Below are 21,112 nucleotides of genomic sequence, written 5' to 3' on the forward strand. Positions count from 1 at the left end.
CCAAGCAGCTCGCTATCCATAATCGCCACTCCAACAACTTTCCCATGAGGCCTCTAGGTTGGTTTTCTCCCTTAGAGTTCTCTGTCCAATATGTTTGACAAACCTACAAAACACAAAATCGTCACAATCCGTCAGTCTGCCGCTGCCGAACGCTCCAATTGCGTATTGAAATTGGTGTAATGTTGCAGACGCCAATGGTCGTTCCAGCCCAGTGTGCGGTCGCGCGGCGCGCGGTACGGCAGGCTGACCGGATATGGAGCGTGATAATAACTGATCCCCGTAGCGCCAAAACCACGGTTTTCATCCAGCTGCATCACATAGAGCACGTAGCCGCGCGAGTTTTCCGCACCCAGCGGATAGCTGATCACACCACTGATCTGGTTGCTGGTATAGGTACCGAACATGTTGGTTGTCGTCACGGTATTGTCCGATAAATCGGGAATGGGCGCGGCATAGGTTTGCCCCCGCTTCTCGTACACCAATCGCCCGCCAATCAGATCATAGCCGTAGTCGCTGCTCTCAAAGGCGGAAAACGCATCGCCCCAATACGCGCTTCCCTGTGCCCACGCAAGATAGTGCAGCACCGCCATACGGTAATCGGGCAGCTCAATATAATAAGTGGACGCAATCATCGTATCCGCACCGGCGGGAGGCTCCGGCTCGACCGGCGCACGTTTGGGCGCGTTGGTCTGGTCGCACAGCGTTATGCTTTGTGAGTCTGGGCCAAACGCCAGCATCTCTGCGCAGCAGGCGACATGGAACGCCCCATCCAGCGCGCGCACGTCCTCGTCCGTGAGGTCGGCCAGTACCTCGTCCGGCAAACCCAGATCCTCCAGCTGCTGCCGCAGCTCGGTCTCGCCGTGTTCCTCCATCGGCGCGGCGTCCAGTCGCGGATGGTTAACGCACACGCTCAAGGCCAGCATGAGCAGCAGGCAGCCGCCGAGATAGCCCCACCGAACCGCGCTCGTATTCAGACGCACCGGGGCCGCGGTAAAACAGTACCCCGCTTCTCCCATCGTCTCGCCCAGCCGGAACAGCGCGCGCACGATGCACACAAAAGCAATCAACATCGGAATTGCGGCCAGCCAGCTATGCGCCAACGGCGAAATCGCCAGCACAAGGATAAGTCCTTCCCAGCACACGGCCGCCTTGAGCGGGTCGCTTTGCGGCTCAATCCCGGCCGTGCGGCACACCTGCCGCAGCCCGGTACGCAGTGCAAGCATCTGTACCATCTGGATGGCCATACCCATCAGCCCGAGGCCGATATCCAAATCACTGGTCGGCAGCCATGGCGTGACCGACAGCACGAGAAACGCGCCCACCCATACGAGCCGCACAGCAGACAGCACCCACGCCAGTCGGAAGGCCGCGCCGTTGCGGCGCAGCGCGCGGAAGCCCAGATATTGCAGCACTACGCCCACCGCGGGCAGCAAATATTGCAAATACAGAAAGTTGAGCATGATGCCGGTCAGCGCCAAGCCCCCTGCGATGCGATCGATCGGCTCATGCCACGGGTTGACCTCATCGACCACGCCCTGCGTAGGTATGGTATCGGCGATTTCCTGCTCGATCATCCGGTCAAATTCGTCCCGTTCCCGTCCGGTCATAGCGCGTCACCTCCCAACGCTTTTTGCAGGCGGCGGCGCAAACGGTACAGCCGTCCCTCGACCGCCCGCTCGGTCAGTCCCATTTCTGCCGCGATCTGTGCGGTGGACTGCAAATAATAGTACTTGCGGTAAAACAGCAGCTGCTCGGACGCACCGAGCGCATCAACCGCCTTTTGCAAAAGACGCGTGCGCTCACGCCGCAGCACCACGTCCTCCGGCGAGGGGGAAGCCCCTGCCTGCTCCTCCCATGTATCGTCCGGCGCATGTCGGCGGCGCAGCCGATCAACCGCCGCGTTGCGCGCCACGACCGTCATCCACGCAGCCAGCGTGCCTTTTTTCGGGTCGAACGAGGCAAACCGCTCCCACACGTGCAGGAAAACATCGCTGACACATTCTTCCGTATCCTGCGCGTCGCGCAGGATGCCGCGTACAATGTATTGTACCATCGGGCCATATTGCTTCTGCAAAAGCGTTACGCCCTCCGCATCGCCCGCGGAAAGCAAAGCGAAAATCTGCTCGTCCATGCCGCCACCCCCTTTCCTCTATCCTTCCTATTTATATCTACGCAAACTCGCGGAAAAACCCACGCTTCTTTCCATAGAAAAAACGGCACAGCGTTTGCTGTGCCGTTTCGGAATTTGCGTGATTACTCCATCAGGCCGACGCAGTCGTAGTACGGCTTCTCGGCAATCAACTTTTTGTTATCTTTAAACAAGGTATGACCAAGTGTAATCACCAGATAATCCGCCTTGGCCAGAATCTCCTCAAAGGAGACGTTCGGAATACCCTGTACCTCGCTGTCCTTTGCAAACGGTTCGCAGGCAATGACGTTTACGCCCTTCTCCTGCAAAATATGGCACAGCTCGATCGAGGGAGACTCGCGCAGGTCGTCCACGTCCGGCTTATAGCTCAGGCCAAGCACGCCGACCGTGTCGGTGACCTTTGCCATCTTGGAGACGACCTTTTCAGCCACAAAGCGCGGCTTGTTCTCGTTGCGCTCACGCGCGGCGAGGATCACCTTGGCCTCCGCCGGGAACTGCTCATAGATGAACCACGGGTCGACCGCGATGCAGTGGCCGCCCACGCCTACGCCCGGGGTCAGGATGTTGACGCGCGGGTGGCAGTTGGCGAGTTTAATCAGCTCGAATACGTCAATGCCCATCTTGTCGCAGATAACCGACAGCTCATTGGCATACGCGATGTTCACATCGCGGAAGGTGTTCTCGGTCAGCTTGCACATCTCGGCGGTCAAGTCGTCGGTCTTGTGCACCACACCCTTTTCCAGCACCTTTTCATAGATAGACGCGGCCATTTCCGCCGCTTCCGGCGTGCGTGCGCCGACAATGCGGTCGTTGTTCTTCAGCTCATACATCATATTGCCCGGGATGACACGCTCCGGGCAGTGTGCGACGTGAATTTTGTCCATATCAATACCGGACTCCTCGGAGAGTACACGCGCAAGCATCTCACTGGTGTGCGGCGGCACAGTGGACTCAAGGATAACCAGATTAGACGGCTCGAGCACCTTACCCGCCATACGTCCTGCGGATTCGACATACTTGAGATCTGCCTTGTGGCTGCCGGTCTCGTCCTGATAAAACGGTGTGGGCACGGCGATATAAAACACATCCGACTTGGCAAGCTCGGTCGAGAAATGCAGATGGCCATGTGACACTGCGGTCTCAAACGCCTCCTGCAAACCCGGCTCTACGATGTGGATATGGCCGCCTTTGAGGGTTTCGATCGTTTTTTCGTTTACATCAAAGCCGCAGACTTCGAAACCGGCTTCTGCAAGCGTGATCGCGGTCGGCAGGCCAATATACCCCAGACCCATGACAGTAATTTTCATAATAATCTTCCTTTATTCAGCACAATCTTCTTACATTATACCACTTTTTTATAAAATTTCAATCAAAGGTTTGAATTTCCACACCAAAGCCGCTATAATGAATGATGTCACGAATTCACACTATCTCGATAGGATGATTGCTTTATGATTTTCAAGGGGCTGCTTGATGACGCGCGCTCGATCCGTGATCGCGATCCGGCTGCGCGCACCACACTTGAAGTTTTTCTACTCTATCAGGGCTTTCATGCACTGATCTACCACCGTCAGGCGCATTGGTTGTATAAACACAAGCATTTCTTTCTTGCGCGTGCGCTCTCACAATTTGCCCGTCATATGACCGGCATCGAAATCCATCCGGGCGCGACCATCGGCCACCGTCTGTTCATCGACCATGGCATGGGTATTGTCATCGGCGAAACCGCCGAGATTGGGGATGACTGCACGATTTACCATGGTGTAACCCTTGGCGGCACCGGCCATGACACAGGCAAACGACATCCGACCATTGGCAACAACGTGCTGATTTCGACAGGCGCAAAGGTGCTTGGCCCGTTCACCGTGGGTGACAACAGCCGCATCGGCGCAAACGCGGTGGTGCTGCAGGAAGTGCCGCCCAACTCTACCGTGGTCGGCATCAAGGCCCGCGTGGTCAAAATCGACGGTCAGCGTGTGCCGTCCTATGACCTCGACCAGATTCATCTACCCGACCCTCTGGCACAGGAGCTGTGCCGCTTGCAGCATCGTGTATATGTCAACGAGCAAAAGCTCAAACGCGAAGAAATCCGCGACCGCGAAGCGGACGAATAAATCCCTTCGTGCGAGAGGGGCTTTGCCGAGCGTTTTAATGAAAAAGCCTGCATCCGCAGGCTTTTTCTATTGGTTATATGCGTGACGGCGTGGTAATATCAAAGTTTTGGGGCCGTTGTAAAATCAAGTTGAACAGTTAAACAGAAAAATCCATAACGGAAGTATTTGTGGTAGGCTGAAGGAGCATGGGGCGCAGACGATCTTGCGATTGTCCGCGCCCCATACTTTTACTTTTTTACATCAAGCCGTTCTCTATGAACCGCATCAGGAGCGTAGCCACCTGAGCGCGGCTGGCCTGACCCTGAGGATTCAACGTGTTGTTGCCCATACCAGAAATCAGACCCTCCTGAACAGCCCAAATCATACCCTCGGTGGCCCAGCCGCTGACGGAAGCCCCGTCGGCAAAGCCGTTCAGATTCCCGCTCACGGTGGGAGTACCGGCATATCGGTAGAGCATCAGGGCCAGCTGCTCACGGGTCAAGCCCTGTTCCATGTTCGTGCCGTCGGAAACACCGTTTGTCATGGCCCATTTCCGTCCGGCCTCATACCATACAGAACCGGTGGAGGTATCCACTCCTTCCATTCGGGCCAGCACCGTGACCATCATTCCACGGGTCATAGCCATCTCAGGCGAGAAAATGTTGGGGCCTGTGCCGCCAAACAGCTCTCGGCTGGAAGCGAAGTCTATCGCCTGCGCTCCCCAATATTCGTCCGGTACATCGGAGAAGTACTTGCTGTTATCCACAAGCTTCACGCGCTGGCCGTCGGTCAGGGTGACCGTCACACCGTTTTCCGTGGTGACGGTGGTCTTGATGACCTCCTCGGTGCCATCCTCGTTGACCAGTACCGCCACAGTGCCGGATGTAGCACCGTCCACAGGTATCTCCACCGTTACCCCATCGCCCTCAGGCAGCTGCACCGTAATGGTGGGTGCGCTGTCCCGGTCGCTGGTATTGGGCACGCCGGGCAGAGGCAGGGCTACGCTCTCTCCCTTTTCCTCCGCGGCGTCCACCGCTCGCTCCGGTACCTTGACCTCGGACTCCCATATGCCGCTTTCATCCACCTTAGTGACAGAGGAGGAGCCATTCGGCTGGGTGATGGTTGTGGTGGCATTGCCGTCCGGCTTTGTCTCCACCACTGTCTTGCTGCCATCCGTAGATACAGTGGTTTTGGTCACCGTGCCATCCGGCTCTGTCACCGTTGTGGTGATGGAGCCATCCGCATTGGTTGTGGTCTCCGTCTGGTTTTGGCTGCTGGAACTGTCACTCGAGCTGCTGTCGCTGGAGCTATCATCCGAACTGCTGTCATCCGAGCTGCCGGAATCATCAGAAGAAGAATCGTCGTTATAAACCCACTTTGCCATTATGACGGTGTCAGCAGCGGGCATAGTAAACGTGGTGCTTGCGCTGAGCGCGTCGTCAAAGATGATGTCATTGGAGGAAGTCCATCCGGTAAAGTGGTAGTTCCCATTGGCTGTGGCGGTCAGGGTGACGGTTTCACCCGCTACAGCCATAGTTTTGTCAACCTTGACCGTACCTCCCTGCTCTGGATTGGCGGTGACGGTTACCGTATACAGCTTCTCAAACTGAGCGGCAAGACTACGGTCATTGTCAGCGGTAAAGGTATAGGCAGCATCTCTGCTTACGATTGCGCCATTCTCTACCCACGCTGCAAAGCGGTAGCCCTTATTGGCCGTAGCGGTCAGGGTAACCGTGCTGTTATCCGCAACGCTGGCCGGGCTGCTGCTGCCATTCACCGTCACGCTGCCTCCTTCCGCGGGGCTAACACTGGCAGAGATGGTGTGGGTGGTCGTGGAGAGATCGCTAATCTTGAGAGAGAATGCTTTGCTGCTGGTGCCGAAGTCATTGGTAGCGGTCACCGTGAAGGTCGAAATCCCTGCCGTCGTGGGCGTACCGGAAATCCGGCCGTCCCTGTCTAAAGTTAAGCCATTCGGAAGGGTGCTGCCGCTTTCAAGCTCCCATATAACAGGACTGTCGCTGTCGGCCGTAAGGGTGGCAATGTAAGACTGCCCCACTGTGCCGTCATGCAGGTCTGTGGTGGTGATGATGGGAGCGTCCGAGTCGCCGCCGTCCTCCATGGCCTTCATGGCAGCCTCCAGATTGACCGCAGCCTGCTCCACCTCTTCTATGGTGGCCAGCGGGCTGCCGCTCAACGCACGGGCCAGAACCACCGCCCGGAACATCTCCCCTCCGGTACCTGTGCTCTCAAAGGTCAGGCCTTTGTCGCTAACGATCTGCTCCGCTTCTGCAAGCAGAGCGCTCAGTTCACTTTTTTCCACCTGTTCGTACACCAGCAGTTCCTGGATGTAATAGGTGTTCCCGTTGCCGGCGTTGCTCTGGATGCCTTGCACCTTTACAAAACGAGCCGTCATCGGCTGGTCTAAAAGGATGGTCTCAAAGAAATCCTGATTGCCTGTCACTTCCTTGGCTACATCCCACTGCTGCCCGTTCAGTGAGGTAAGGATCTGGAAATCCTTGCCCTTGCCGCCATAGCGCCACTGGATATCCACCTGAGAGATGGTACGCGTCTGTCCCATATCGATGGTAAGGGAGCTGTCGGCGTGATCGCCCTGCCAGTAGGAGTAGATCTCCGAAGCGGCGGCATCGGGCTGGGCCGCGGGGTCAGCCTTTACAGGGAAAGCCTCGCCGTCCACTGCCTTCATGGCGATGCGGGTACGCTGCTCGGAGTTGTCATTGGCGTCTCCGGTCTCATAAGAGTCGCCGCCAGCATGGGCGTTCTGGGCCACGTTCACCAGACCATCATCGGTTCCTTGGTACACGGCGGCCACTTCCTCCGCCGACATGGCTTTGTTGTAGACCTTCAGGTTGGCCATCTGTCCATGGAGATCCTGACCGATTTTCTCCAGCGGCAGAACCACCGAGGAATACAGGGTAGGTATGGCGCCGGGCGTCAGGCCATCCCTGTCTTCCTTCTGTGACAAGAAGGATTCCAGCTGTCCGTCCACATACAGTCGGGTGGCTTGGAAGGTGCCCACTATGGTAAGGTTGACCGCTGTGTTATTGGTAGGCACCTGATAGTCGAAGTCTCGCGTGAAGTAGTTTACATCAGCACTCAGCTTGCCGTCATGGCCGGCGGCCTGAATGCGCCCGTCATAGCCGGAGAAGAGGGAGGAATCCTCTGTATTGCCCGCGTCCAGCTTCAGATCAAAGGACACCGTATAGGGGTAAGAGAGGGTCTTGAGCGGTGTCTCAAGCAAGGTATTGCCGTCAAAGGCCAGCCAGCCGTCGCTGACCGAACCGCCAGTCAGGGCCGCATCATAACCGTTGCCGCTGGCGTCGTAGACGGTCTTGCCGTCCCCGGATACGTTGGCAAAGTCGTAGTCCAGCACCAGAGAGCTTGCGCTGTCGATCTCCATGGCAATCTGGGTGCCGGGGCCTTCCGCCAGACGGCTGGCCCGCAGTTCATACTCAGTGAAGGTGTCGTCCGCATCCGTACCATCCCAGGTCTTTTCGCTGACAATCGCGATGGCCCGCAGCACTCGCTGATGTACGTCCTTTTCGATCATGCCCTCCTGGCTCTGGTCGCCCCAGATTACTGCCTTGGCGCCCACCAGATTGGGTTCGCCCAGTCGAGGATTACCGCCACCGAAGATGGTGGGATTCCAGTCGTAGAAGAGATACTCCGCATTGGGCACATCTCGGTTGGTGCGGCCGGGATTGCCGTACAGGAAAGCGTCCCGGCAGTTGATGACCTGATAGCCCTCCGCCGTGCGCTGGGCGGCGTTGTCATAGTTGTTAGACCAAATGTCCAACTGGTAGTTGGCCGCCAGTTCTTCGTGGGTGGTAGACAGGGCAGTAGTCGCGGTGGAGAAGCTGCCAGTGCCGGCGCCCCACATCCGGATCTTGGTGTCCGTTCCCAGATTGCCCTGAATCACCTGACGCATGGAATCGGCAAATCGCGCAAAAGCGTTATAGGTCTCCGTGTTATGCACCCAGTATTCGTCCGAGCCGATGTGTACCACATCCCCGGAGACCACAGGGTCCGTCCCGCCGGTATACTCATCCCACAGAGTTTGGGCAAACTGCAGTGCTCTTCCTGCGTTGTCTCCCGTCAAATCCAGCAGTTCCAGATAACCGGAGTTGCTGGTGGCAGAGGACGACAGCATGGTGCCGCCATCCAGCCAGTCGATTTTATCGGGATTGCTCTCCGCATATTTGTTGTAGAGCATGGAGTGGCCGGGCAGATCGATCTCCGTGAGCACATACATTCCCAAATCTTCACACATGGACTCCAATGCCTGCCACTGCTCCTTGGTGTAGGTGGGATTGCCCTGATAGTCCGCGTTTTTGTTATAGTATTCTTCGTTGACCAGCTCGGCGGGGATACCGGCATGCTTGGTCTCGGATGTCAGGCTGGGGAAGGTGTCGCTCTCCAAACGGTGGAAGCCGGAGTGGGTTTCGAAGGTAGCGCCGTTGATGTTGGCGTTGTCGTTGTCGCTGATGTGCAGATGGTACTCGTTCATCTTGTACCACAGCATGATCTTGGCGTAGTCCTGAAGCTGCTCATAACGGTAGGGGGTGCGGGCTATGTCCAGCATCAAGCCTCGGACCTCGTAGGCGGGATAGTCCCGCATGATGCCCATGGGGATGGAGGCGTGGTCCTCCGCCTGCCACAGGATCTGCTCAGCGGTAATGGTGCCGTAGAGACAGCCTGTATAGGTGGGGGCGTAGATGTGCAGGCCCTCGCCATTGGTGACCATTAGGTAGCCCTCGTCCCCGAGATCATAGTCATCGGAATTGGTCAGGGATTCGATATAGATGTCATTGGGCCCGGTGGGGGCGTTCCCATTCACCACCTCCAGCGTGATGCCGCAGATTTCCGCCACATCCGCCTTCAGATTGGCCGCCACTTTGTCCAGACCAACGCTTGCAGCGTCGTTCAGCACAATCTTGGAGGTATCGGTCAGGGTAAAGTTCCCCTCATAGCCATACCACTCCTGAACCGTGGGTATGACCTCCGGCTTTGGGTTGGGGTTGGACACTGCCGGAAACCACTCAGGAGGATAGTTCCCCCTGTGATCGGGTACTGTTACGGACACATTCTTCTCGGCGTAATTGTCCTCGTTCCCCTTCTCCGTCATACGGAGCAGCAGGGTCACTTCCCGCTCGCCGATATTCCACTTACTGATGGCGCCGTCATTGCTCACCACGTTCTCCAGTGTGCTGCCTCGCACCACCAGTTCCGCGCCCGCCGCTACCTCAGGCAGGACGATCTGCTGGTCAGATGGGGCAGGATCGGTCACAGCGACATTAGCAAGCTCGGTATCCACATCCACCGGAGGATAAATGCTCGGGTTGGTGCCCCACAGCTCAAACTCGGAAATATTGACATTGTGTCCGCCAGCCTGCCGGTTGGTTTTGTTGATGTACATACGAACGTACTGCTTGAGCGTTGTCGTTTGCAGCGGCGGGTTAGAGGTGGCCGTGATGGTATCCGAGTTACTGGATGTGTCCGCAATATCCTGATCCTGTCCATTTTGTACAGTGCCATTGTAGGAAGGTCGGGACACGGCCACCACAGTTTCCCAAGAGTTATCAACCTCCGGCGTATCGGTGGTCTGGATCTCATAATCCATGGCCCACACCTTGGCGTTGTAGCTGATGTGGATTCGATCCAGCGTCGAGCCGGTGGCACCCAGATTAATCTGAAGCCACTGGGGTGTCTGTGGATCCGTATCCTGCGTGGTACTTGCTGATTTCAAATTATCGGAATTCCAGCGGGTACTGATTTCTCCATCCACTGCATAGTCCGGCTTTGTGTTCTCAATGGAGCTAAGGGCTGTTGCCTGCCGCCCCTCTGCCAGATTCCATGCCTGTTCTCCCATCAGGAGAATGGGCTGCTCGTCGGCGGTATAGATGGAGATTTCCCGCAGACATACGTTGTTGCCCGGCGCTTCGGTATTTACCTTTTCCACATAGAAGCGCACATACCGCTCCACCGCCGCGTTATCCGCTAAGGCAGGCGAGCTGCTCTTGGTGATGGTGTCGGTGTTGACCGCCGAGTCGGGCGTATCGTTATCGGTCTCATCGGCGATGTTCTGGCCAGCCGCATTTTTCACCCCGCCGTCAAAGGGGTCGCGCTCTACCCGAACCACCCGCTCCCAGGGATCGTTTTTCCCGTTGTCGGAGGAGGTCTGAATCTCATAGACCATGGGCCACACTTTCATGTTGTACCACAGCTTGATGGCCTCGATTTCCACCGGATCGGTGATCGTTTGGCCCAGATCCACTGTTAGCCACTGGTGGATCTGCGTGTCATCCGCTAAGGTGTACACCGCCTTCATATCCTCGGAAGCCCACTGCTGTTGCTGGTCGAAAATTCCATCCACCGCATACTGGGCGGTGGTGATGCCCGAAGTTTGCTCTGAGGATACGGAAACCGTGCAGTCGGAATTTACCAAATCGACCATATTATCGGGCACCTCCAGCGCCCGGGCCGGCAATGGCCTTAGTATGCTCAATACTATAGCGAGACAGAGTAATACGCTGAGGCCCTTCTTCGATCCTTTCATTGACGACATCCCTTTCCTCTTTTCATTTCTTTTCTCGGATTTCTACTCGCATATTCATCTGATTTTGAGGCCCAAAGTTTAAAATTACTATTACTTTTTCAGTATAGAATAGGAAGATATTTCTATGCAAGTATGAAGTTTTATCATACTTTTTATTAAAAAATTGCAATCAGATCGCACCAACCAATCACTCGATTGCGCCGAACCAGTTTACTGGGTCGACTCTGTAGGTGCACCTAGCCAACCTTGCCGGATTGATGTCACACGGGATGACATTGTCAACCCCTACAAGGAGTGAAAGGCACAGCAGCCGCCGCTGGAGATACCGAATAAAAACGGCTGGTCAAGTGACAATATGAAATTTCTTGAGGAGCGGTATGGGGATCGCAACGAATTGCCTGTTTCCCGACGTTTTGAATTTCTTGCTTTTCTCCATTTCCGCAGCCCTACTGACGCAGCTGTCGGCTGTGACAAACAATAAAAAGGACGCTTTCCCGCTGGGAAAGCGTCCTTTTTCATTCTTCAAACCCTTCGGCAATGATGCCGAACAGCTCATTGATGCGCTCATACCGTCCCTTGAGATACAGCCAGCCGAACAATGCCTCGAGCGCGGTCGCCTGCGAATACTCCGCGGTTGAAGCCGACTTGGGCACGCTCTTGGGCTTGGCGTTGCGGCCGTGGCGGTAAATCTCCTGCTCCGCTTCCTCCAGCAGAGGCAGAATACGCTGCACCGCCGCGGCCTGCGCAGGTGCGCAGACCAGCTGCGTCGTGCGGCGGTGCAGATTTTTTGCGGTCTGCATACCGCCGCAGGCCAGAAACGACCGCACCAGCACCTCATAAACGGCATCGCCCACATGGGCGAGCGCAAGGCTCGACATGCGGGCGATAGCAGCGTCATCCAAAATCGGATGCAAATAGTCCATTACTTGTCCTCAGCCGCAGGGGCAGCAGCCTTTTCCGTCTCAGCCTTCGCCTTTGCAGCGGCAGCCTTCTTTGCCTGCATCTCCTTGAACTTGGCCTTTTCCTCCTCAGTCGGCACCGGCTCGATGCAGCCCTTGGGGCAGGCCTTGGCGCACATCTTACAGTTCTTGCACTTGTCGTAGTCAATCTTGGCTACGCCGTCAATCACATGAACAGCGTCAAAATTACAGGTCTTTTCGCACATCTTACAGCTGATACAGCCGTTGGAGCAGACCTTCATGACCTCGGGGCCCTTATCGCGGTTTACACAGTTAACGTGTACTTTCTTGGAGGCGGGAATGAGGTTGATGAGGTTCTTCGGGCAAGCCGTGACACACATACCGCAGGCTACGCACTTATCCGCATCGACCTTGGCCACGCCGTCTACAATATGGATGGCGTCAAACGCACAGGCCTTGACACACGAGCCGAGGCCCATGCAGCCGTAAGCGCAGGCCTTGGGGCCGCCTGCAACGCGCATCGCTGCGGAGCAGTCCTGTAGACCTTCGTACTTTGCCTTATCAACCGCGTTGCAGCCGCCGTTGCAGTAAACGTGCGCAACCTTGCGCTCGCCCGCTTCAACGGTCACGCCCATCACCTCGGCGATCTTCGCTGCCACCGCTGCACCGCCGACCGGACAGCCGTTGACCGGCGCATTGCCTTCTACAATCGCAGCCGCCAGACCGTCGCAGCCCGGGAAGCCGCAGCCGCCGCAGTTCGCACCCGGCAGGCACTCACGAACCAGCGGTACGCGCTCATCCACCTCAACCGCGAACACCTTGGCCGCGATACCGAGCAGGATGGCGAACACGATGCCCATGATAAACAGGACCGCGACCGCAGAAATAATATTTTGCATATCCATTTCTTATCTTTCCCCCTTGCTTACCAGATCGACAGGCCAGAGAAGCCCATGAAGGACATTGCCAGCAGCGCCGCCGAAACCAGCGCAATCGGGAAGCCTTCAAAGCACTTGGGGCACTGGGCCGTTGCATCCAGACGCTCACGGATGGATGCAAACAGCACGATTGCGAGCGTATAGCCCACACCGGCGCACACGCCGTAAACCATCGAGCCGATGAACGAATAACCGTTGTCAATGTTGGAAATAGCCGCGCCGAGCACCGCGCAGTTGGTGGTGATCAGGGGCAGGAAAATACCGAGCGCGGAGTACAGCGCCGGCATCGCCTTTTTCATGAACATCTCAACGAACTGCACGAGCGTTGCGATAACCAGAATAAACGCGATGGTCTGCATATAGTCCAGACCGAGCGGATCGAGGATGAAATACCATACCGCCCACGAAACCGCGCTCGCCAGCGCCATAACGAAGATAACCGCCATGCCCATGCCGATTGCCGTATCGGTCTTCTTGGAAACGCCGAAGAACGAGCAGCAGCCGAGGAACTGGACAAGAATGTAGTTGTTGACCAGAACCGCTGCCACGGCAAGCGACAGCACTTCGGTCAGACCCATAGCATCAGGAAAATTGAAAGGCATTTACTTGTCCTCCTTTCCGGACATGATCTTCTGGATTGCCGCAAAGATAAAGCCCATCATCAGGAAGCCGCCGGCCGGCAGAATCATCATGACCGCCGGATTGGCGCTCAGGCCGGGGATGGCGAAGCCTTCCGCCGGAATGAAGCTCAAAAACGGCAGCAGGGTGGACAGGCCGGACAGCACCGTGCCCGCGCCCAGCAGCTCACGGAAGAAGCCCATGAGAACCAGAGCAAACGTAAAGCCCAGACCCATGCACACGCCGTCCAGCGCGGAGGGCAGCACCTTGTTCTTGGAAGCATACGCCTCGGCACGGCCGAGGATGATGCAGTTTACAACGATGAGCGGCAGGAACAGGCCGAGGGATGCCGCCAGAGACGGCACAAACGCCTGCAGCGCCAGATCGATCATGGTAACGAAGGTTGCGATGATGGTAATGAACGCCGCGATACGGATTTTATCCGGAATAAACTTGCGCAGCGCGGAAATAACGACGTTGGAGCAGATCAAAACGATGGTTGCCGCAACGCCCATACCAATGCCGTTGGACAGCGAGGTTGTCGTTGCCAGCGCAGGGCACAGACCGATGGTCTGCATGAAAATCGGGTTGTCGAGGATGACGCCCGCTTTCAACTGTTCAGAAAATTTCATTTGGCTCTTCCCCCTTTAACCCAGACTTGCGACACAGTTTGCCGCCGTATTGACGCCGAGGGTGACCGCGCGGGAGGTAATGGTCGCGCCGGTGATGGCGTTGATTGTGCCGCCGTCCTTAGAAACGGCCAGACTGCCGTCCGCCGACTGACCGGCAAACTGTGCAATCCAGTTCTTATCGCTCTGCGCCTTGGCGCCGAGGCCCGGGGTCTCAGACGCTTCGGTCACCTTGATACCGGCAATCGTGCCGTCCTGATTGATGCCGACGATCATCTTGAGCGCGCCGCCAAAGCCCTTGGGGTTGACTTCCACGCAGTAGCCTGCGTCCGCGCCGCCCAGCGTCGCCTTGTATACGCCGGAAACCACCGGCTGATTCTTATCGGCCGGCGTAGCGAAGTCCGCCGGAACCTCTACATCGGCAAATTCCGCGTCCGGGATGATTTCACTCATTGCCTGATTGCGGGTCTCAATGCCGTTTTGTTCGATTTTGTCCTTCGTCACACTGTTAATCACGCCCAGAAGCAGCGCGCATACAAAGGTGATAAGGCCCAGTACGACGACCAGCATCAGAATGCCGCCGCCCTTTTTGCTGCTATCCATAACTTACTGTGCCTCCTTCTTCTTATCCAGCGCATAGCCGAACTTACGGGGATGGGTGGCCTTGTCGATCGCCCAAACCAGCGTGTTCATAATGAGGATGGAATACGAAACACCCTCCGGCAGGCCGCCGAAATAGCGGATGAACACGGTCAGCAGACCGCAGCCGATGCCGAAGATGATCTGTCCCTTGGAGGTAACCGGGCTGGTGACATAGTCGGTGGCCATAAAGAACGCGCCGAGCATCAGGCCGCCCGAAAGCACCTGAGAGAGCATCCACTGTACGCGGGATACGTCGCCCATGGGGAACAGGAAGGTAAGTACTGCAACCGTCAGAATGTACGCGGCCGGGATATTGATGGTGATAACCTTGCGCCACAGCAGGTATGCGCCGCCGGCGATCAGCGCGAGCGCCGAGGTTTCGCCGATAACGCCGCCGGTCTGGCCGAGGAACAGCTCAAGCAGGCTTGCATCCGGCAATGCGCCGGTCTTGAGCGCCGCCAGAGGCGTTGCCGTGGAGATGGCGTCGGTCACGGTGACCGAACCGATCAGCGGCAGGGACGCATGCGGCTGGGTCCATGTGGTCATCAGGCCCGCCCAGGACGCCAGCATAAACGCACGCGCGCCGAGCGCCGGGTTCATGAAATTCTTGCCCAGACCGCCGAACAGCATCTTAACGATGATAATGCCGAACAGCGCGCCGAGCACCAGCATCCACCACGGGGCCGAAACCGGCACGTTGAACGCGATCAACACGCCCGTGACCAGACAGGACAGGTCGCCGATGGTGTTCGGATGGCCAATGATTTTGTTATAAATGGTTTCAAACACGGCGCAGGCCACCATGGTGATTACGGTCAGCACCAGCGCGCGCGGGCCAAAGGTGTATACCGCAACGCACAGTGCGGGAAGCAGTGCCACAAGCACATCCAGCATCAGGCTGCGGGTATCGTCATCCGCCTTGATATGGGGTGAGGAGGTGACGACGACTTTACTCAGATCATACATTTTCGTTTCCCCTCCTTACTTCTTCTCGGCCTCAGCCTTCGCCTTTTCGGCATCTGCCTTGGCCTTTTCCGCCATACGCTTGGCCTGGATCTTGCCCTTGCTCAGGCGGAACTGCGCCACCAGCGGGATACGGGCTGGACAAACATACGCGCACGAGCCGCACTCGATGCAGTCCATCATGCCGCACTCCACCGCATTGTCCAGATCTTCCTTCTTGCCGTACAGGTTCATGTAGTTGGGCAGCAGGTGCATCGGGCAAGCGGCGATGCACTTGCCGCAGCGGATACACTGCGGGTCGGCAACACGCTTATCCTCGTCGCCGCTGAAGGCCAGAAATGCGTTGGTGCCCTTGAAGATCGGGATTTCGAGCGAGAACTGCGCAACACCCATCATCGGGCCGCCCATCAGCAGCTTATTCGGGGCTTCCTTGAAGCCGCCGCAAGCGTCGATCATCTTTTCGACCTGCGTACCGATGCGCACTTCGAGATTTTTCGGCTCGGCGATGGCAGAGCCGGAAACGGTTACGATACGGCGGATAACCGGCATACCGGTGGTAAAGCGGCGATAAACCGCGCCGGCGGTGTCCACATTGAACACGGCGCAGCCTGCGTCCGCCGGCAGCTTGCCGGAGGGAACCTCGCGGCCGGTGCAGGCGTTGATGAGCTGCTTCTCCGCGCCCTGCGGATACTTACACTTGAGAGGATAAAGCTTCAGGCGCGGATCGTCCGCTATCAGCTTTTCGATGCCCGGGAAGGCGTCGGACTTGTTCTCCTCGACCCCGATGATCGCGTTCTGTACGCCCATGATGTCGGCCAGCATCTTCAGGCCGCCTATCACTTCTTCCGGACGCTCCAGCAGCAGACGGTGGTCGCTCGTTATGTACGGTTCACATTCCGCCGCGTTGATGATGACCGTGTCGCACTTACCGATACCCGACTGAATTTTGACATGGGTCGGGAAGGTTGCGCCGCCGTGACCGACAATACCAGCCGAACGGATGCACTCGATGCGCTCCTCATTGGACATGGACGCAAAGTCATACGGATGCACGGACTCGTGCAGACGGTCCTCGCCGTCGTTTTCGATCACAATCGACAGCACTTTGCTGCCGTTGGGATGCAGACGCGGCTCCACCGCCGTGACCTTACCGGACACGGTTGCGTGGACAGGAGCGCTGACAAAGCCGCCGGCTTCCGCGATGGGCTGTCCCAAATCCACGGTATCACCGACCGAAACGATCGGCTTAGCCGGGGCGCCGATGTGCATGGAAACCGGCAGAATGACCTGATCAGGCAATGCCAGCTTCTCGATCGGCTTGGTGTTTGTCGCGGCCTTGTAACCCGGATCTGCATGAGTGCCGGGGTGAATGCCGCCACGGAACGAATACACCATGTTTTTCACCTCTCTATTTTTTTGCGCAAGAAGAACCTACGCCGAGAGGCGCGGCTCCATCTTCATAAAGGAAATTATAAGGCCGTGCCTTGGCGCAGCCTTACAAAATAGATTATACTGTTTTTTGCCTCAAATAAGCAAGCCCAAAACACAAAAAAATTGACTAAAAAACAAAAAATCTTTGTACAGCATGATGATCTGCTGGTATTTTCTCTACTGATTTTGTAAATAAACTATGATATTGCATTTTTTCTGTCCATCCTCAGAATCTGAAAAAAGCCGACGCGAAAACGCGCCGGCTTTTGGGTCTTATTGCTTGTTTTTCGGATTTTCACAGTACATTTCGGTGTAGGCTGTCGCCGCCGGGTCGCCGCGCGGCGGCGCGTCCTGCGACCAGGGCGGCACAGATGCCACCGCAGCCGAATCAATATGCGCCGCGTCGTCATACTGTGGGAACGGCTTTGGCTCGCGTTCAGGCTTTCGCTTGTCCTTCATACCGCGCCCCCTTATACCGCCACACGTCTGGCCATAAACTGGGCGGCGGTCTGGCACAGCTTGACCGTCACCTCGTTTGCCGACGTGCTTTCATCCTCGCTGACATATACCACACAGCCGCTGACATCCCCTTCGGTGATGATGGGCGCGGCCACCACCACATTATAAGCGTCGTGGTCTGAGACGGTCAGCTCGGGCACATCGTCCACACCCCGCTCATACACCACACGCTGTTCCATCAGCTGCTCCAGTTCAGCAGAGATGCGTTTTTCCAGGATATCCTTTTTCGCACCGCCTGCCGCGGCGATGACCGCGTCGCGGTCACAGATTGCGCAGCTCATCCCCGCTGTGCGGGCGAGCGCCTCGGCCAGTTCTCCTGCCACCGTGCCCATTTCGCCCATCGGGGAATACTTCTTGAAAATTACCTCACCGTCGCGGTCGGTGAAAATCTCCAGCGGGTCGCCCTCGCGGATGCGCAAGGTGCGGCGGATTTCCTTTGGAATGACCACGCGACCCAAATCATCAATACGGCGCACAATGCCGGTTGCCTTCATTTACGCGTTCCCTCCCATACGCAATTTCTGGTTGTACAGGTAGTATGACTGGAACGCGACGCATTATACGGCAGCAGTTCTGGCAATTTTTGACGTGCATAATCAATTTTTGTCGTCAACGGGCGATAACACGCGCCCCTGTGACGATGGCGCGCGGCGCGCCGGTCAGCGGCATGCCGGTATACGGTGTGTTCACCGCTTTGGACTGATAGGTTTGATATACGGTTTCCCGCTCCCAATCGAGCAGCACCAGACGGGCAAAATTGCCCACCTCCACCGCCCGGCCGCCAAGTCCATAAATCTCCGCCGGCGATTTGCTCATTTTGTCGATTAGCTGCATGGGCGTCAGTCTGCCGGTTTTCACCAGATAGGTGTTGCACACGGAAAACGCGGTTTCCAGCCCCGTGATGCCGCTCGGCGCTTTGGCAAACGCGCGCGCTTTTTCCTCTGTGGTATGCGGCGCATGGTCGGTGGCAATCATATCAATGGTGCCATCGCGCAGGCCTTCTATCAAAGCCTGCCGATCAGCCTCACAGCGCAGCGGCGGGTTCATGCGCGCATACGTACCGTGCGCAAGCACATCCTCCTCTGTCAGGCTGATATGGTGCGGCGTAACCTCGGCATAAACGCGCGCGCCGAGCGCTTTGCCCGCGCGGATGAGCGCAACCGATTGTCCGCAGGAAATATGCTGGAACACCACACGCGCGCCCGTATCAAGCGCCAGCGCGATATCGCGCGCAATCATGGCGGTTTCCGCCGCGCCCATCGCGCCGGGCACGCCGAATTGTTTCGCGGCCGCCGAACCGTAATTGACGCCGGGAGACGGCACAAGCGACGGCTCCTCCTCATGGAAGGACAGCAGAATGTCGTGCGCAGCAGCCTGCTCCATCGCCGTGCGGCACAGTCCCGCCGAGGTGAGATTGATGCCGTCGTCGGTCAGACAAGGTGCCCCCGCAGCGGTCAGCCCCTCAAAATCGGTCAGCTCCTGCCCTTTTAGGCCCTTGGTTACCGCGCCTGCCTGCAGCACCTCGACCGGACAGTCCTTCGCTTTATCCGTGACATAACGGATGATTTCGGGCGTATCACAGGTTGGCAGTGTATTTGCCATGCAGATGACGGTCGCGTATCCGCCCGCGGCAGCGGCAGCCGCGCCGGTCAGCACATCCTCCTTTTCGGTCTGGCCCGGGTCGCGGAAATGCACATGCCCATCGACAAAACCGGGCGACACCGTCAGCCCCGCCGCATCGTATACCTGACAGCCTGCGGGCGCGGTGATGCACGGCTGCACCGCAGCGATTACGCCGTCATCCCCGATGAGTACATCGTTCGGCGCGTCCACGCCGGTATACGGGTCCAATACCCGACCGTTTTGAATCAGCAGCATAGGAAAAACCTCCGTGAGATAGGATGTCCGCCCGCCGGGGCGGCGATTCTTTATCTTTATTGTACCATGGCCTCTTCCGCGCCGCAAGGTGGCCCACCTCAGGCCATCCGCATGACATTCCTGTACGCCGCTGCGCGCTTTTACGCCAAGATGATGATAGCTCATACCGTTCTCTCCCGGTCGTATAGTTATGTGATAATCCTATTCTACTATGGCTTCGTATGCGCTTCTTTTCACTTTCTTTTTGTGCTGCACTTGATAGAATAATTCACCTTATACAATAAAAAAGAAAGCCCACTCAAAAAGTGTTTCTTGAGTAGGCTTTCTCGTTGACTGAAAAAATAAAATATGTATTACTCCGTATACGACATATTTCCGTTCTTATCACAAGTCATCGTGATAGTGTACGTTTTTCCGCCTGCATAATTAAATGTACATTTGCCCTTGACCGAAGAACCGGAGTGCGACGAGCTTCCGGAGTAGCCATACGATGACGAAGCATACCAATCATCAGCAGTCGCGGCCGAGCGGCTTCCATCATAAATAAATGTACCGCACAAAGTATATTTACCGATATAGGTGCTTCCGTGATAGGCTCTTGCTTCGCGCTCAATATAGCGCTCGGTCACTGCCCGTGTGGTCGTGTCGGCATTCTTTCCCGTTGTAGTGATAACTAAATAATAGCCATCACCATAATCAATGGTTTCAGTCTGGGTGGGATTTGCTGCTCCTACGGCAAAAATCATGCAAGACAGCAGGAGCACACAGGAAATGGCTCTTTGCAACTTTTTACTAAGCATAGTTATTCCCCCTGTAAGGCTTCTTCAAAGGTTATGTCTTTTTTCACTTGCTCATCTGTTGTATTTTCTTCTTCAACATAAAAATCATTGCGCATGACTTGATTTGCTTGGATATAATATCCGCCAAATACACCAGCAATGACTGCAAAAATGCAGATAATTAAGACAACAAGCAAGCGCCGCTTTCGTTTGGTATTCGAAACCTCCACTGCGCTGATATTATCCATTATCTGTGCTGCAATTTGCTCGGGTGATCCGACTTCTGCGCATAAATCATCATAAGACAATGTAGAATAAGCTGATAATTCCTGCTGCAATCCATCCAATAATCTGGAACGGGTTGTCTTAGAACAAATCAGCCTACGCGAAACTGCTCGTACATATCGACGCACACCTTTTTCCTCCATCATACTTTGTCACCTCCGCTGTTTTGACGGATCTGCTGTACCGCTTGGGACATTTGGTCATAAACATCCTCAATATATTGCAGATACGTCACTCCATCAGGAGTGATTTCGTAATACTGACGGACGCGGTTATCGTCTGAAATTGCTTTTTGGCCTTCACGCACAAATCCTTGCGATGTAAGGCGATATATGACCGGATAGAGCAGCGAAATAGAGTATTTCCCGCCGCTGCGTTTTTCCAATTCATATGCCATTTCATAAACATACATTGACCGCTCTGAAAGCAGCAAAAGTACGAGCAAAGGGTTTACTGCACGCTTAAAATAATCCTCAAAGGAATGGCCTGTATCCTTAGTGGATTTGCTTCCGTTTTTCATGGCGCCACCAAACATGTTTGTTGCGTTTATACTAACATTCCGTTTTCTTTTTGTCAATATTTAGCATTGGCAAATATTAAAAATATAATATGCTATAAACAATGACGAAACCGGTCGGATTGCCCGCCAAGTTAATGAATTGCGCGGCATTTATGTTTTTCTATCGCAGTGCGG

Annotated in this window: 18 protein-coding genes; 1 reads left to right on the forward strand and 17 read right to left on the reverse strand. The window is 56.0% G+C overall.

All coding sequences use genetic code 11. The annotated features are described in order from the left end of the window. Window positions 1–131 precede the first annotated feature (131 nt). The 3 genes from ACTQ3V_RS10195 to ACTQ3V_RS10205 form a co-directional block, all read right to left on the reverse strand. Window positions 132–1,607, reverse strand: coding sequence for a hypothetical protein (locus ACTQ3V_RS10195; protein ID WP_441467404.1), 1,476 nt, complete (start codon window positions 1,605–1,607; stop codon window positions 132–134). Further along, entirely contained in the window at window positions 1,604–2,131 is a 528-nt protein-coding gene (locus ACTQ3V_RS10200; protein WP_441467405.1) for an RNA polymerase sigma factor, read from the reverse strand. The genes ACTQ3V_RS10195 and ACTQ3V_RS10200 overlap by 4 nt, the downstream gene beginning before the upstream one ends. 122 nt (window positions 2,132–2,253) lie before the next feature. Further along, complete coding sequence (locus tag ACTQ3V_RS10205) at window positions 2,254–3,456, reverse strand: nucleotide sugar dehydrogenase (protein WP_441467406.1); 1,203 nt, start codon at window positions 3,454–3,456, stop codon at window positions 2,254–2,256. Window positions 3,457–3,603: 147 nt separating this feature from the next. Here ACTQ3V_RS10205 and epsC point away from each other — a divergent pair, with 147 nt between their 5' ends. Then, the gene (epsC, locus tag ACTQ3V_RS10210; protein WP_502918987.1) at window positions 3,604–4,263 is read left to right on the forward strand and encodes a serine O-acetyltransferase EpsC; all 660 of its coding nucleotides are present in this window, start codon (window positions 3,604–3,606) and stop codon (window positions 4,261–4,263) included. A 235-nt stretch (window positions 4,264–4,498) separates the two neighbouring features. Here the strand turns inward: epsC and ACTQ3V_RS10215 are convergent, their stop codons facing one another. The 14 genes from ACTQ3V_RS10215 to ACTQ3V_RS10280 all read right to left on the reverse strand — a co-directional run bounded on the left by ACTQ3V_RS10215 (window position 4,499) and on the right by ACTQ3V_RS10280 (window position 20,938). Continuing rightward, window positions 4,499–10,714, reverse strand: a complete 6,216-nt coding sequence (locus tag ACTQ3V_RS10215; protein ID WP_441467408.1) for an InlB B-repeat-containing protein — start codon at window positions 10,712–10,714, stop codon at window positions 4,499–4,501. Between the two features lie 617 nt (window positions 10,715–11,331). Continuing rightward, complete coding sequence (locus ACTQ3V_RS10220) at window positions 11,332–11,739, reverse strand: Mini-ribonuclease 3 (protein ID WP_441467409.1); 408 nt, start codon at window positions 11,737–11,739, stop codon at window positions 11,332–11,334. Continuing rightward, window positions 11,739–12,641 carry an RnfABCDGE type electron transport complex subunit B gene (locus tag ACTQ3V_RS10225; protein ID WP_441467410.1) on the reverse strand — a complete coding sequence of 301 codons (903 nt, stop codon included), beginning with the start codon at window positions 12,639–12,641 and terminating at the stop codon, window positions 11,739–11,741. Before ACTQ3V_RS10225 ends, ACTQ3V_RS10220 begins: the two co-directional genes overlap by 1 nt. Window positions 12,642–12,661: 20 nt before the next feature. Further along, entirely contained in the window at window positions 12,662–13,276 is a 615-nt protein-coding gene (gene rsxA / locus ACTQ3V_RS10230; RefSeq protein WP_441467411.1) for an electron transport complex subunit RsxA, read from the reverse strand. After that, complete coding sequence (gene rsxE, locus ACTQ3V_RS10235; protein ID WP_441467412.1) at window positions 13,277–13,924, reverse strand: electron transport complex subunit RsxE; 648 nt, start codon at window positions 13,922–13,924, stop codon at window positions 13,277–13,279. A gap of 15 nt (window positions 13,925–13,939) precedes the next feature. After that, a complete protein-coding gene (locus ACTQ3V_RS10240; RefSeq protein ID WP_441467413.1) occupies window positions 13,940–14,524 on the reverse strand; it encodes an RnfABCDGE type electron transport complex subunit G in 585 nt (194 codons plus the stop codon). A 3-nt stretch (window positions 14,525–14,527) separates the two neighbouring features. Beyond that, entirely contained in the window at window positions 14,528–15,529 is a 1,002-nt protein-coding gene (locus tag ACTQ3V_RS10245; protein WP_441467414.1) for an RnfABCDGE type electron transport complex subunit D, read from the reverse strand. 15 nt (window positions 15,530–15,544) lie between these two features. After that, window positions 15,545–16,921 carry an electron transport complex subunit RsxC gene (gene rsxC / locus ACTQ3V_RS10250; protein WP_441467415.1) on the reverse strand — a complete coding sequence of 459 codons (1,377 nt, stop codon included), beginning with the start codon at window positions 16,919–16,921 and terminating at the stop codon, window positions 15,545–15,547. A 309-nt stretch (window positions 16,922–17,230) separates the two neighbouring features. After that, complete coding sequence (locus ACTQ3V_RS10255) at window positions 17,231–17,416, reverse strand: hypothetical protein (protein WP_441467416.1); 186 nt, start codon at window positions 17,414–17,416, stop codon at window positions 17,231–17,233. Window positions 17,417–17,427: 11 nt separating this feature from the next. Further along, window positions 17,428–17,970, reverse strand: a complete 543-nt coding sequence (locus tag ACTQ3V_RS10260) for a stage V sporulation T C-terminal domain-containing protein (RefSeq protein ID WP_441467417.1) — start codon at window positions 17,968–17,970, stop codon at window positions 17,428–17,430. Between the two features lie 115 nt (window positions 17,971–18,085). Further along, on the reverse strand, window positions 18,086–19,519 hold the full coding sequence (locus ACTQ3V_RS10265; RefSeq protein ID WP_441467418.1) for a dihydroorotase: 1,434 nt from the start codon (window positions 19,517–19,519) through the stop codon (window positions 18,086–18,088). A 188-nt stretch (window positions 19,520–19,707) separates the two neighbouring features. Further along, window positions 19,708–20,154 (reverse strand): hypothetical protein, encoded by a 447-nt coding sequence (locus tag ACTQ3V_RS10270; RefSeq protein ID WP_441467419.1) that lies wholly within the window; start codon window positions 20,152–20,154, stop codon window positions 19,708–19,710. Window positions 20,155–20,156: 2 nt separating this feature from the next. Beyond that, window positions 20,157–20,564 carry a DUF1700 domain-containing protein gene (locus tag ACTQ3V_RS10275; RefSeq protein WP_441467420.1) on the reverse strand — a complete coding sequence of 136 codons (408 nt, stop codon included), beginning with the start codon at window positions 20,562–20,564 and terminating at the stop codon, window positions 20,157–20,159. Then, the gene (locus ACTQ3V_RS10280; RefSeq protein WP_441467421.1) at window positions 20,561–20,938 is read right to left on the reverse strand and encodes a PadR family transcriptional regulator; all 378 of its coding nucleotides are present in this window, start codon (window positions 20,936–20,938) and stop codon (window positions 20,561–20,563) included. The genes ACTQ3V_RS10275 and ACTQ3V_RS10280 overlap by 4 nt, the downstream gene beginning before the upstream one ends. Between the last annotated feature and the right edge of the window lie 174 nt (window positions 20,939–21,112).

Origin of the sequence: Candidatus Agathobaculum pullicola (assembly GCF_052117205.1) — a bacterium.
Lineage (GTDB): Bacteria > Bacillota > Clostridia > Oscillospirales > Butyricicoccaceae > Agathobaculum > Agathobaculum pullicola.